Genomic DNA, 12768 nt, shown 5'->3' on the forward strand with positions numbered 1-12768 from the left:
CGGTCTCCTGCTAATTTTGCGGCGTCGGCTCAACTTGTTGCCAGCCATTCGCACAGTCCTTTACATAGGGATAGTAGCCAGCCGGGTCGTTACAGTAATACCAATAGCCTTCTGCTAAAGGGGCGTTCTGAGGCTGGCTGCGCTCGCGCTCGATGTAGACCGGGGGTTGCACCGGTACGGTGATGATTTCCCGCGGGTAATACGGATAAGCCGGGTAGTAAGGATAGGACGGGTAAAACGGTCGGGGATACAGTGGCGCACCAAAGTAGAAGCCAAAACCCGGACGGAAGTGTCCGCCAAAATGCCGGCCGCCGTAATGATGAAACGGGTCGGCGCTCGCGCTTAGCGTCCATGCCGACAGTAAAGCTATCAGCGTGGCTGACAGCCACTTTTTGAGTTTAAACATACTTACCTCTCGTTTGCGTGCCGTATTGGAAACGGGATTTCAATCAGAACACTTAAACCACCTTCCGGTCGGTTGCCAGCGCTGATGCTCCCGCCATGCGCATCGACGGCTCTATGGGCGATGGTGAGTCCCAGGCCGGTGCTGTGCGGTTTTTGCGCTTGACCACTGCGGAAAAACGGCTGAAAAATGGCCGTCAAATCCTGATCGGGTACCCCAGGGCCGTCATCGTCCACCCGTATTCTTAAGTGACGATTAGCGCTATCAAAATCGGCGGCAATGCATACCGTGCCGTCGGCTTTGCAGTGCTGCACGGCGTTACGCAGCACGTTTTCGATAGCGCGATGTAATAGTTCGCTTTGGCATTCGACCTCCACGTCAACATCGCTGAGATACCTCAGTTCGATACGCTTCGGTTCCGCCTCGAAACGCACGTCGGCGACAATGTCGGCCAGTAGGTCGTCGAGATTGAGTGCATCCAGTTTTCCTGGCGCAACGCCCGCTTCCAGCTTGGATAGCATCAATAGTTCGCCGACCAAATCGCTGATGCGTTGCGATTCCCGTTCGATGCGTTCCAGCGTGGCCGGCAATTTTTCCGGTTGTTGTTGAGCCAGGCCGATAGCCGCCTGGATACGCGCCAACGGCGAGCGAAGTTCGTGAGACACATCGTGCAGCAGATGTTGCTGGGCGTTGATTAGCGAGCAGATTTGTTGCGCCATATGGTCAAAGTCACGACCCAGGTCCGCCAATTCGTCGCTCCGTCTACCCATTGCATTGCCGATGCGGGTATTTAGCCGGCCTTGAGCTACAGCGCTTAAAGCGTCGCGCAGGCTGCGAATGGGTTTGGCGAAATACCAGGCCAACAGTCCGCTGAACAGCAGGCTAGCCAAGCTGCCGGAGATTATCGGTAAAATCGGCGTGGGCGGCTCGCGGCGCGGGCGAGGGCCGTGCTCTTCCGGGTTACCGCTCGACGGGGGCGGCCGGTCTCCAAAAAGGGGGCCGTCGAAGCCAAATGCAGGCAGTTCGGGATTGCCCGGAAATGACGGCCTGAACAGGCTGCCAAAACCGTGTTCCGGCAAGGGTACGAAAAGTAGATAACGATGGCCGTCGTCGGCCGCAATCATTTGGATGGCATCCGGGTAGGCGTTTTTTCGCTGTAAGGCTCTGGCCTGCTGCAATACCTCTGTCGCTAAGGGTCTGCCCAGTAATTCCCGATCCGTATCGTCTACCGCGTATATCGGTGGAAAACGGGTGTTTTGCAAGGTCTGAATAAAATCGTGCAAGCCCTTGACGCCGCCATGCGGCAGGGTGCTGGCGGCCAGCTTGACTAGCGAAGCGCGTCTGACATCGACGACATCGGCTGGCTTGGCCGACAGGTTTTGCTGCGCGGAGTGTCTTAGCCAGACGGCGGTACCCACACCGATGCCTGCGGTTAATAGAGCCAGCCAGAAAGCAAAGAAAAACTTCCAAAACAATCTGCCCATCTTATGCCTTGATCATCTGGTAGCCTTGGCCGCGCACGGTCTGAATGTAAGAGCGGCCGTCCGGCTGGCTGCCAAGTTTCTGGCGGATGCTGCTCATATGGACGTCAATGCTACGGTCGAAACGCGCCAGAGGCCTGCCCAGAGCTTTTTCGGAGAGTTCGTTTTTGCTGACCACCCGGCCCACTTGACTGGCTAAGGTTTCCAGCAAATTGAACTCGGTGCTGGTTAGGTCCAGGTCTTGTTCAAACCAGGCAGCTTTGCGTTTTTCCGGCCACAGTTTTAACGGCCCGGCGACAATCGGTCCTGATGACAGACTGGCGGCGGGCTGGGTTCGACGCAAAATTGCCCGGATTCTGGCGACCAGTTCTCTGGGCGTGCAAGGCTTGGGGACGTAATCGTCGGCGCCGGATTCCAAGCCAATGATGCGGTCCACGTCATCGCCCTTGGCGGTGAACATCAGTATCGGCACCCGGCTTTCCAGGCGGATGCGCGTCAATATCTCGGTGCCTTTGATATCCGGCAGCATGATGTCCAAAATGACCAGTTGATATTCGCCGGATAGGGCATGTTGCAGTCCGGAGGCGCCGGTATGGCTGACGTCCACATTAAAACCTTCCTGCGTCAGATACTCTCGGAATAATCCCGCCAGTTCGACGTCGTCATCGATAATTAACACTTTGTGCATGGTTCTCGCTCGTTGGCTGTGTGTTCATCATCATAGCCGCGGCTTCTGCAGACAACCAGCGCGGTTTACCTGATTTTACACAGCACTAACAGCACTTAACCTCTGATTTGAAATACTGGCTACGACGAAATTGAACAAGTTTTGTCCTTGGATTTATCATCGTTTTGTGGAGAGTGTTATGAAAAAATTAGTGTTAGTGCTTGGCTTGTTACCCCTAACTGCAATGGCTGAGCCGCCGCACGGCGGGCACCACGGCGGCGGCAAACCGCCGATGCATAGGTTTGGCGAGGCGGACGGCGAGCAACATTTGCCGAGATTTTTAAAAAATCTTGATCTCAGCGAAAAACAGGAAGCCGATATCAAGAATTTAATGAAAACCCGATTCGGTGACGGACAGGGTCGATTTAAACAAGAGCATGCGCTGCGAGCCGAATTGCACGCTTTGAGTTTTTCCGCTGATTACAATGAGGAACAGGCCAAAGCGTTGCTTGAGAAATCTGCAGCGATGCATCAGCAGATGGCCTTGGAAAAATCCAAGCTGGATCATGACGTGTTTATGCTGTTAACGGCCGCGCAGCAAGAAAAACTGCAAGCCGAAATCGGCAGATTCGAACATTGACTGAACCTGTTGTCCTTACACAGCCCGGTGCAGTGGCTGCTGGCGCCCGGCCAATCCGGATAAGGCGGAATTGGCAATAAATACAGTGTCTTTGTGAAACAGCGGAATCTCGGTGACGCACCAAGTTAGAAAATTGTTAATGACCAAACAGCCATAATTTCGTAAAATCACCTAAGTTTTTATCTATCAGGAACGGGATGAGTCGCAAGATTTATCCCGTTTTCTACATCTAAGGTGGCCAATCTTGAACAAACCTGCATTACTGGTACTAGAAGACGGGACGGCGTTTCACGGCATTTCGATAGGTGCCGACGGCTGTTCCGTGGGAGAAGTGGTTTTTAACACGGCATTGACCGGTTATCAGGAAATTCTCAGCGATCCGTCATACGCACGGCAAATCGTTACATTGACTTATCCGCACATCGGCAATGTCGGTACTAATCCTGAAGACGACGAATCTGTCAAAGTATTTGCCAGTGGTCTGGTGATACGGGATTTGCCTTTGCTGGCCAGCAGCTGGCGTAACGCGAAAACCCTGCCGGAATATCTGCGCGAGCACAACGTGGTGGCGATTGCCGACATCGACACCCGCAAATTAACCCGCTTGCTACGCGACAAAGGTGCGCAACGCGGTTGCATCATGGCCGGTGAGTCGGTTGATTTAGACGCTGCGAAACAGGCCATCGAAGGCTTTCCAGGCTTGAAAGGTATGGATCTGGCGAAGGAAGTGACTACCGCGCAAGCCTATGTCTGGACCGAAAACGTCTGGAAGCTGGGCGAAGGTCATCAACAAGCGCTTGATTTGACCAAGCATGTAGTGGCTTACGATTTCGGTATCAAGCGCAATATCCTGCGGTTGTTGGCCAACCGCGGTTGCAAGGTCACGGTCGTTCCGGCCAAAACGCCCGCCGCCGAAGTGTTATCAATGAATCCGGACGGCGTGTTCCTATCCAATGGCCCCGGTGATCCGGAGCCTTGCACGTATGCCATCGAAGCGATCAAAACCATCCTGGACAAAAAAGTGCCGGTATTCGGTATTTGTTTGGGCCATCAGTTATTGGCTTTAGCCAGCGGCGCGAAAACCGAGAAAATGAAATTCGGCCATCACGGTGCCAACCATCCGGTGCAAGAACTGGCAACCGGCCGGGTGATGATCAGCAGCCAAAACCACGGTTTTGCCGCTAGCGCCGACTCTTTGCCCGCCAACCTGAAAGCCACCTACGTATCGCTGTTCGACGGCAGTTTGCAGGGCATCGCCCGCACCGATGTGCCGGCCTTCAGCTTTCAGGGGCATCCGGAAGCCAGTCCCGGCCCGCACGATGTCGAGTCCTTGTTCGACGATTTCATCGATTTGATGAACCAGCCTCGTTCCGCTTAAGTTTTATACAGAGTGATATGCCAAAAAGAACCGACATAAAATCGATTTTATTACTGGGCGCAGGACCGATTGTCATCGGTCAGGCTTGCGAGTTTGATTATTCCGGCACCCAGGCTTGCAAAGCGCTACGGGAAGAGGGATACCGGGTGATTCTGGTCAACTCCAATCCGGCGACGATCATGACCGACCCGGATATGGCCGACGCGATTTACATCGAGCCTATCGACTGGCAGACCGTTGAGAAAATCATCGAAAAAGAACGTCCCGACGCCATCCTGCCGACGATGGGCGGCCAGACCGCGTTGAACTGCGCGTTGGCGCTGGACAAACACGGCGTATTGGCAAAATACGGCGTGGAGATGATAGGCGCGACCAAGGAAGCGATTAATATGGCCGAGGATCGCGCGCTGTTCAATGAAGCGATGGCGCGCATTGGTTTGGAAGTGTCCAGAGCCAAGGTCGCACACAGCATGGAAGAAGCGTTTGCCGCACAGGAAGAAGTGGGTTATCCCACCGTGATTCGGCCCTCGTTCACGATGGGCGGTAGCGGCGGCGGTATTGCCTATAACCGCGAAGAGTTCATCGAGATTTGCGAGCGCGGCCTGTATTTGTCGCCGACCAGCGAGCTATTGATCGAAGAATCCATTTTGGGCTGGAAAGAGTTTGAAATGGAAGTGGTGCGGGATTCCAAAGACAATTGCATCATTATCTGCTCGATCGAAAATTTCGATCCTATGGGCGTGCACACCGGCGATTCGATCACCGTAGCCCCGGCGCAAACTCTGACCGACAAGGAATATCAAATTCTGCGTAACGCTTCCTTGGCGGTATTGCGGGAAATCGGTGTGGATACCGGCGGTTCCAACGTACAGTTTGCCATCAATCCCGACACCGGCCGCTTGATTGTCATCGAAATGAATCCTCGTGTCTCGCGTTCGTCGGCGTTGGCCTCCAAGGCCACCGGTTTCCCGATTGCCAAAGTCGCGGCCAAATTGGCGGTGGGCTATACGCTGGACGAGTTGCGTAACGAAATCACCGGCGGTGCTACGCCGGCGTCGTTCGAGCCGTCCATCGATTACGTGGTTACCAAGGTGCCGCGCTTTGCCTTCGAAAAATTCCCGCAAGCTAATGACAGGCTGACCACGCAAATGAAGTCGGTCGGCGAGGTGATGGCGATTGGCCGCACCTTCCAGGAATCTTTGCAAAAAGCTTTGCGTGGCTTGGAAGTGGGTGTCGATGGTCTGGATGAAATTGCCGATTTGAACGATGCTAATAGCGAAGACACCATTCTGAAAGAATTACGCTATCCTGGCCCGCAACGCCTTTGGTATTTGGCGGATGCATTCCGTAGTGGTTTGAGTTTTACTGAGATTCATCAGGCCTCGAAAATTGATCCGTGGTTTCTGGCGCAGGTCGAGGATCTGATTAATACTGAAAAAACCTTGTCCACCAAAACCCTGGCAACTCTGGAGCCGGGCGAATTATTGCGGCTGAAGCGCAAAGGTTTTTCCGACAGACGTCTGGCCAAATTACTGGAAACCAAGGAATCCGAAGTGCGCAGCGTCCGCCACAAAAAAGGCGTGCGCCCGGTTTACAAGCGCATCGATTCTTGCGCAGCGGAGTTTGCTTCCGATACCGCCTATCTGTATTCGACTTACGAACAGGAATGCGAGGCTAATCCGTCCGACAAGGAAAAAATCATCATCCTTGGCGGTGGCCCGAACCGGATCGGCCAAGGTATCGAATTTGATTATTGCTGCGTGCATGCCGCGTTGGCGCTGCGCGAAGATGGTTACGAAACCATCATGGTCAACTGTAACCCGGAAACCGTTTCTACCGACTTCGATACGTCCGATCGTCTGTATTTCGAGCCCTTGACGCTGGAAGATGTGTTGGAAATTATCGAATTGGAAAAACCCAAGGGTGTCATCGTCCAATACGGTGGGCAAACGCCGTTAAAACTGGCCCGGGCCTTGGAAGCTGCTGGTGCGCCGATTATCGGCACTTCGCCCGATTCGATAGACTTGGCTGAAGACCGTGAGCGTTTCCAGAAATTGTTGGAGCGTTTGAATCTGTTGCAACCACCCAATGCCACTGCACGTTCGGTCGAGCAAGCCGTTAATTCGGCTCGCGAACTCGGTTATCCGTTGGTCGTGCGCCCATCCTATGTGTTGGGTGGTCGGGCGATGGAGATCGTGTTCAACGAAGAAGGCTTGCGCCGCTACATGAAAGAAGCGGTCAGTGTTTCCAACGATTCGCCCGTATTGCTGGATAGATTTCTGGACGATGCGGTGGAAATGGACGTCGATGCGATTTACGACGGCGAGACAGTGTTGATCGGCGGGTTGATGGAACATATCGAGCAAGCCGGCGTGCATTCCGGCGACTCGGCGTGTTCGTTGCCGCCTTATGACTTGCCGGCACATATGCAGGATCAGCTGCGTGCACAAGTCGCGAAAATGGCCGAAGCGCTGGGTGTACGCGGTCTGATGAATACTCAGTTTGCGATTCAAGGCGAAACCATCTATGTGCTGGAAGTCAATCCGCGCGCCTCGCGCACCGCGCCGTTTGTCTCCAAAGCCACCGGTTATCCGCTGGCGAAAATCGCTGCGCGGGTGATGGTCGGTAAATCCTTGCAAGAGCAGGGCATTACCGAAGAGCGTATTCCCGAATATTTCTCAGTGAAAGAGGCGGTATTCCCGTTCATTAAGTTCCCCGGCGTCGATCCTTTGCTGGGCCCGGAAATGAAGTCCACCGGCGAAGTGATGGGCGTCGGTAAGACCTTCGGCGAAGCGTTTGCCAAATCGCAGCGTGCGTGTGGTGTGGATTTGAGCCACAGCGGCAAGGTGTTGATCAGTATCCGTGATGCCGACAAACCTAAGCTGCCGGAACTGGCTAAAATGCTGATCGACAAAAATTACGAGATTGTGGCGACTCGCGGTACTGCCAAGGTATTGAAAGAAGCCGGTATTCCTTGCAAGGAAATCTTCAAGGTCAACGAAGGCCGGCCCAACACCGTGGATATGATTAAAAACGGCGAGGTGCAGTTGATCGTCAACACGACCGAAGGTGTTAAAGCCGTGGCTGATTCGTTTACCATGCGCCGCGAAGCCTTGCAGCGCAAAGTGACCTATTACACGACGATGGCGGGTGCGCGTGCCGCGTGTTATGCCTTGGGCGAACTCGATGCCGGCGACGTGAATTGCCTGCAAGACTTGCATAAAACATTTTAACGGATGAATTTGAATTCAAAAGGGGAGCAGTAAATGCAAAAATTTCCACTGACAGTGGTGGGTGCCAATAAATTGCGCGCCGAATTGGAAGAACTTAAAACTGTGGTTAGACCGCGCATCATTCAGGCCATCTCTGAGGCGCGCGCCCACGGCGATTTAAAAGAAAATGCCGAGTACCACGCGGCGCGCGAACAGCAAAGCTTTGCCGAAGGCCGCATCGCTGAAATCGAAGGCAAGTTATCCAACGCCAATATCATTGATGTGACAAAAACCGAAGCCAACGGCAAGGTCGTGTTCGGGGCGACAGTGGAAATCGAAGATCTCGATTCCGGCAAAACAGTGACCTATCAGATCGTCGGCGAAGACGAAGCCAACATCAAGGAAGGCCGCATTTCGGTGGGTTCGCCGATTGCCAGAGCATTAATTGGCAAAGAAGTGGAAGACGTGGTGACGGTAAAAGCGCCGGGCGGCAATATCGAATACGAGATTCTCTCGGTTCAATATATTTAAGCTGATTGGTTAATGGGGAGGAACGCCTCCCCATTGGCTTTATTTTTTGGGGTTCAAACGATAAATAACGGCTATTTGACCAATAGATTGCACCAGTTCAGCCTTGGTTTGCGCGCAGATTTGTTCTCTAATAGCCGCACGCTCGTCTCTTTCCGCGCGAATTTTGACTTTGATCAGCTCGTGAGCGTCCAACGCTACATTAATTTCTTTGATAACTGCTTCGGTCAAACCTGCCTGGCCGATAATCACCACTGGATTTAGCGGGTGAGCTTCAGCTTTCAGCTTTTTCTTTTGAATAGGATTCACTCTGTTTCCTTAAACTTTAAAAACCCAGCAATTTTACACGAATAGAAAATATGGCACGCAGCAAAAGTAGCCAGCAGTGGATGCAGGAACATTTCCAAGACGAGTATGTCAAGAAAGCGCAGGCCATGGGCTACCGCTCTCGTGCCGTGTTCAAGCTGATAGAAATCCAAGAAAAAGACAAAATCATAAAACCTGGTATTAATATAGTCGACCTAGGCGCCGCGCCGGGCGGGTGGTCGGAATATGTCAGCAAAATCGTCGGTAAAAAAAATAAGGTGATTGCGCTGGATTTGTTGGCCATCGATCCTATTGATGGCGTCGATTTTATTCAAGGTGATTTCCGGGAAGACGATGTGCTGGAGCAGCTATATAAAGTGCTTGATGGCGAACCGGTTCACTTGTTATTGTCGGATATGGCCCCCAATATGAGTGGTAGCCGGGAAATGGATCAGCCGCGGGCGATTTACTTGGGCGAATTGGCTCTGGATGCCGCGCAACATATATTGGCTAAGGGTGGGACGTTTTTGATCAAGATGTTTCAGGGCGCCGGATTTGATGAATACTATAATCAAGTGCGTCAGCAGTTCAGCAGTGTGGTGATTAGGAAGCCGAAAGCTTCGCGGCCCAGAAGTAACGAAGTGTATATTTTGGCGAAGGGTTTTAAATAAAACTGCGAAAGTCGCCGTTCATAGGGCTATGATGGCGGTGGGATGCGAGTAGTCCTGATACAATTACTCGGTTTTTAAATTTTGAGGCCATTCCAGGCCGGAGCGCGTAACTTGAGCGATATGATTAAAAATTTAATTTTGTGGGTGGTCATCGCCGTAGTGTTGATGGCTGTATTCAACAGTTTCGGGTCGCGGGCGATTCGTAGCGACGCGACTTTTTCGTACTCGCAATTGATCGACGCTGTCAAAGCTGGACAAGTTCAGCAGGTTGCGATCTCCGATAATACTGTCAAAGGCAAAATGGTCTCCGGCGATAAGTTTAAAACTTATATGCCTAACGATCCGCATTTGATCGACGATCTGTTGGCTAATGGTGTGGAAATATCCGTCCAGCCTCCCGAAGAGCCGTCCATGCTGATGCAAATCTTCGTGTCATTCGGTCCGATTTTGTTGCTGATCGCGGTTTGGGTATTCTTCATGCGCCAAATGCAAGGCGGCGGCGTGGGTGGTCGCGGCGGTGCGATGGGCTTTGGTAAAAGTAAGGCGCGGATGCTGGATCAGGATCAAAATAAGGTGACGTTTGCCGACGTGGCAGGTTGCGACGAGGCTAAGGAAGAGGTCGAAGAAATGGTCGACTTCCTTAAAGACCCGTCAAAATACCAGAAATTGGGTGGTAAAGTGCCGCGCGGCGCCTTGATGGTTGGCCCTCCGGGTACCGGTAAAACTTTGTTGGCCAGAGCGATAGCCGGCGAAGCCAAAGTGCCGTTCTTCACTATTTCCGGTTCGGACTTCGTGGAAATGTTCGTCGGTGTTGGTGCCTCCAGGGTGCGCGACATGTTCGAACAAGCTAAAAAACACGCACCGTGCATCATCTTCATCGACGAGATCGATGCGGTTGGTCGTTCACGTGGTGCCGGTTTGGGCGGTGGTAACGACGAGCGCGAACAAACCTTGAACCAGTTGTTGGTTGAGATGGACGGCTTCGAAGGTCACGAAGGTATTATCGTTATCGCGGCAACCAACCGTTCCGACGTGTTGGATAAAGCGTTGTTACGTCCAGGCCGTTTCGACCGTCAAGTGGTAGTCGGGTTGCCTGACGTGAGGGGCCGGGAACAAATTCTTAATGTGCATTTGAAAAAAGTCCCTGCGGCGGATGACGTCAAAATCAAATATATCGCCCAAGGTACGCCAGGATTTTCCGGTGCTGACTTAGCCAACTTGGTTAACGAAGCGGCCTTGTTCGCCGCGCGCTACAACAAGCGCTTGGTCAGCATGGTGGACTTGGAAAAAGCCAAGGACAAACTGATCATGGGTGCGGAAAGACGCTCCATGGTGATGGACGAGAAAGAAAAGAAAATGACTGCGTACCACGAAGCAGGGCACGCTATCGTCGGTCGTTTGGTGCCTGAACACGATCCTGTCTACAAAGTCAGCATCATGCCCCGTGGCCGTGCGTTGGGTGTAACCATGTTCTTGCCTGAGCGCGATCAATATAGCGCCAGCAAGCGTAAACTCGATAGCATGATTTCCAGCTTGTACGGTGGCCGGATTGCCGAGGAATTGATTTTTGGCTGGGAACAAGTGTCCACCGGTGCTTCCAACGACATCGAACGTGCCACCGAGCTGGCCAGAAACATGGTGACCAAATGGGGTTTGTCGCAACGTCTTGGTCCTTTGGCGTACAGTGAAGAAGAAGGCGAAATTTTCTTGGGCCGCTCTGTCACTCAGCATAAATCTGTGGCGGAAGAGACTTCGCACACCATCGACGAAGAAATCCGGTCTATCATTGACAGAAATTACGAAAGAGCGGAAACGATTCTGAAGGAAAATGAAGATATTCTGCATGCAATGGCAGACGCTTTGATGAAATACGAAACCATCGATAAATATCAGATCGATGATTTGATGGAAAGAAAACCGGTAAGAGAGCCAAAAGGTTGGGAGGACGATACGCCGTCTTCCAGTGGCGGCATCAAAAATGATCATTGGGATCAAAAAGATACCGACCCATCAATCGGAGGCGCAGCCGAGCAAGGCTGATGCTGTAACGGCAAAAGCGAGAGAGGCTCCGGCCTCTCTTTTTTTTGGGATTTAGTTAAGAGAATTTGAGTATGGCAAAAAAATATTTTGGCACTGACGGTATCCGCGGCAAAGTCGGTGAGTACCCTATTACTGCCGACTTCATGCTAAAGCTGGGCTGGGCGACAGGCAGAGTCTTTGCCAAGGAAGGCAGTGGTTTCGTGTTGGTGGGCAAGGACACGCGCATTTCCGGCTACATGTTCGAATCAGCGTTGGAAGCGGGGTTGTCGGCGGCGGGTGTGGATACCCGTTTATTGGGGCCTATGCCCACGCCTGGTATTGCCTATTTGACTCGTACTTTAAGAGCGAAAGCCGGCATTGTCATCAGTGCTTCTCACAATCCGTACTATGACAACGGTATCAAGTTTTTCTCGGTGGACGGCGCCAAATTGCCGGATGACGTAGAGCATCAGATCGAACAATATTTGGATGCGCCGATGACTACGGTGGAATCGGCAAAGCTGGGTAAAGCCAAACGGGTCAGCGATGCGGCCGGGCGTTACATTGAGTTTTGCAAGGCAACCGTGCCGCCGCATTTGGATTTTAAAGGCATGCGGATTGTTATCGATTGTGCCAACGGTGCGACGTACCACATCGCACCGCATGTTTTCAGCGAAGTGGGAGCCGAAGTTGTCACCATCGGTGCCGACCCGGACGGTTTGAACATCAACGACGAATGCGGTGCTACCAAGCCGGAAAATCTGGCTGCCAAAGTGCTGGAATTCCGCGCCGATCTGGGAATAGCGCTGGATGGCGACGGCGACCGGATTATCATGGTCGATCACAAAGGTGAAATTGTCGATGGCGACGAGTTGATTTACATCATTGCCAAATCACGTTTGGAAGAAGGCAAATTGTTCGGGCCCGTGATTGGTACACTGATGTCAAACCTTGGCATGGAGCATGCGCTGAAAGCCGTCGGCGTGCCTCTGCTGCGCGCCAAAGTAGGCGACCGCTATGTGATGGAAATGTTATCTGAGCACAAAGGTATGCTCGGTGGCGAAGGCTCCGGACATATTATCTGTCTGGATAAAACCACCACGGGCGACGGTATTGTTTCCGCCTTGCAAGTGTTGGCGGAAATGCAACGTACTGGCAAAAGCCTGAACGAGCTTAAATCCGGTATGAGCAAATATCCGCAAGTACTGATTAACGTCAAAACCGATAAAAAAGTCAAAATCGAAGAGATCGACAGCATCAAAAAAGCCGTGGATGCAGTAGAGAAAAAACTGGGTGAACGAGGCAGAGTGTTACTGCGATCCTCCGGCACCGAACCATTGATCCGAGTGATGGTGGAAGGTGTAGATCAAGACGAGGTGGTCAAGTTTGCCAACCAACTGGCCGCCGATGTCAAGAAAGCTATTCCGGCTTGAACTAAAAGGCTTAACTCGATATTATATGCG

Annotated in this window: 11 protein-coding genes; 7 read left to right on the top strand and 4 right to left on the bottom strand. The window is 52.4% G+C overall.

What is annotated here, in order from left to right; all coding sequences use genetic code 11:
- Window positions 1-10: 10 nt before the first annotated feature.
- The 3 genes from ACR02O_RS08570 to ACR02O_RS08580 are packed head-to-tail and all read right to left on the bottom strand — an operon-like array spanning window position 11 to window position 2572.
- On the bottom strand, window positions 11-406 hold the full coding sequence (locus tag ACR02O_RS08570; RefSeq protein WP_033155624.1) for a hypothetical protein: 396 nt from the start codon (window positions 404-406) through the stop codon (window positions 11-13).
- Window positions 407-408: 2 nt separating this feature from the next.
- Window positions 409-1887, bottom strand: a complete 1479-nt coding sequence (locus tag ACR02O_RS08575; RefSeq protein ID WP_033155623.1) for an ATP-binding protein — start codon at window positions 1885-1887, stop codon at window positions 409-411.
- Window position 1888: 1 nt separating this feature from the next.
- Window positions 1889-2572 carry a response regulator transcription factor gene (locus ACR02O_RS08580; protein WP_033155622.1) on the bottom strand — a complete coding sequence of 228 codons (684 nt, stop codon included), beginning with the start codon at window positions 2570-2572 and terminating at the stop codon, window positions 1889-1891.
- A 178-nt stretch (window positions 2573-2750) separates the two neighbouring features.
- Here ACR02O_RS08580 and ACR02O_RS08585 point away from each other — a divergent pair, with 178 nt between their 5' ends.
- The 4 genes from ACR02O_RS08585 (at window position 2751) to greA (ending at window position 8312) form a co-directional block, all read left to right on the top strand.
- Window positions 2751-3191 (top strand): Spy/CpxP family protein refolding chaperone, encoded by a 441-nt coding sequence (locus ACR02O_RS08585; RefSeq protein WP_101054789.1) that lies wholly within the window; start codon window positions 2751-2753, stop codon window positions 3189-3191.
- Window positions 3192-3435: 244 nt separating this feature from the next.
- On the top strand, window positions 3436-4569 hold the full coding sequence (gene carA / locus ACR02O_RS08590) for a glutamine-hydrolyzing carbamoyl-phosphate synthase small subunit (RefSeq protein ID WP_494523204.1): 1134 nt from the start codon (window positions 3436-3438) through the stop codon (window positions 4567-4569).
- 17 nt (window positions 4570-4586) lie between these two features.
- Window positions 4587-7802, top strand: a complete 3216-nt coding sequence (carB, locus tag ACR02O_RS08595; protein WP_458136898.1) for a carbamoyl-phosphate synthase large subunit — start codon at window positions 4587-4589, stop codon at window positions 7800-7802.
- A gap of 33 nt (window positions 7803-7835) precedes the next feature.
- Complete coding sequence (gene greA, locus ACR02O_RS08600) at window positions 7836-8312, top strand: transcription elongation factor GreA (RefSeq protein ID WP_020485125.1); 477 nt, start codon at window positions 7836-7838, stop codon at window positions 8310-8312.
- A gap of 39 nt (window positions 8313-8351) precedes the next feature.
- Here the strand turns inward: greA and yhbY are convergent, their stop codons facing one another.
- Window positions 8352-8618: a ribosome assembly RNA-binding protein YhbY gene (yhbY, locus tag ACR02O_RS08605; RefSeq protein ID WP_205451089.1), complete on the bottom strand. Its 267-nt coding sequence runs from the start codon at window positions 8616-8618 to the stop codon at window positions 8352-8354.
- A gap of 50 nt (window positions 8619-8668) precedes the next feature.
- Here yhbY and rlmE point away from each other — a divergent pair, with 50 nt between their 5' ends.
- From rlmE to glmM, 3 genes are all read left to right on the top strand, one after another.
- A complete protein-coding gene (gene rlmE, locus ACR02O_RS08610; RefSeq protein WP_205451081.1) occupies window positions 8669-9286 on the top strand; it encodes a 23S rRNA (uridine(2552)-2'-O)-methyltransferase RlmE in 618 nt (205 codons plus the stop codon).
- 120 nt (window positions 9287-9406) lie between these two features.
- On the top strand, window positions 9407-11326 hold the full coding sequence (ftsH, locus tag ACR02O_RS08615) for an ATP-dependent zinc metalloprotease FtsH (RefSeq protein ID WP_205451079.1): 1920 nt from the start codon (window positions 9407-9409) through the stop codon (window positions 11324-11326).
- Between the two features lie 71 nt (window positions 11327-11397).
- Window positions 11398-12738: a phosphoglucosamine mutase gene (glmM, locus tag ACR02O_RS08620; protein ID WP_033155614.1), complete on the top strand. Its 1341-nt coding sequence runs from the start codon at window positions 11398-11400 to the stop codon at window positions 12736-12738.
- Window positions 12739-12768 lie beyond the last annotated feature (30 nt).

It is taken from the genome of Methylomonas sp. PHL2-19 (assembly GCF_059331595.1).

Coding starts and splice junctions, on each gene's coding strand:
- ACR02O_RS08570 (WP_033155624.1), bottom strand. CDS start 406: ATGTTTAAACTCAAAAAGTGGCTGTCAGCCACGCTGATAGCTTTACTG.
- ACR02O_RS08575 (WP_033155623.1), bottom strand. CDS start 1,887: ATGGGCAGATTGTTTTGGAAGTTTTTCTTTGCTTTCTGGCTGGCTCTA.
- ACR02O_RS08580 (WP_033155622.1), bottom strand. CDS start 2,572: ATGCACAAAGTGTTAATTATCGATGACGACGTCGAACTGGCGGGATTA.
- ACR02O_RS08585 (WP_101054789.1), top strand. CDS start 2,751: ATGAAAAAATTAGTGTTAGTGCTTGGCTTGTTACCCCTAACTGCAATG.
- carB (WP_458136898.1), top strand. CDS start 4,587: ATGCCAAAAAGAACCGACATAAAATCGATTTTATTACTGGGCGCAGGA.
- greA (WP_020485125.1), top strand. CDS start 7,836: ATGCAAAAATTTCCACTGACAGTGGTGGGTGCCAATAAATTGCGCGCC.
- rlmE (WP_205451081.1), top strand. CDS start 8,669: ATGGCACGCAGCAAAAGTAGCCAGCAGTGGATGCAGGAACATTTCCAA.
- ftsH (WP_205451079.1), top strand. CDS start 9,407: ATGATTAAAAATTTAATTTTGTGGGTGGTCATCGCCGTAGTGTTGATG.
- glmM (WP_033155614.1), top strand. CDS start 11,398: ATGGCAAAAAAATATTTTGGCACTGACGGTATCCGCGGCAAAGTCGGT.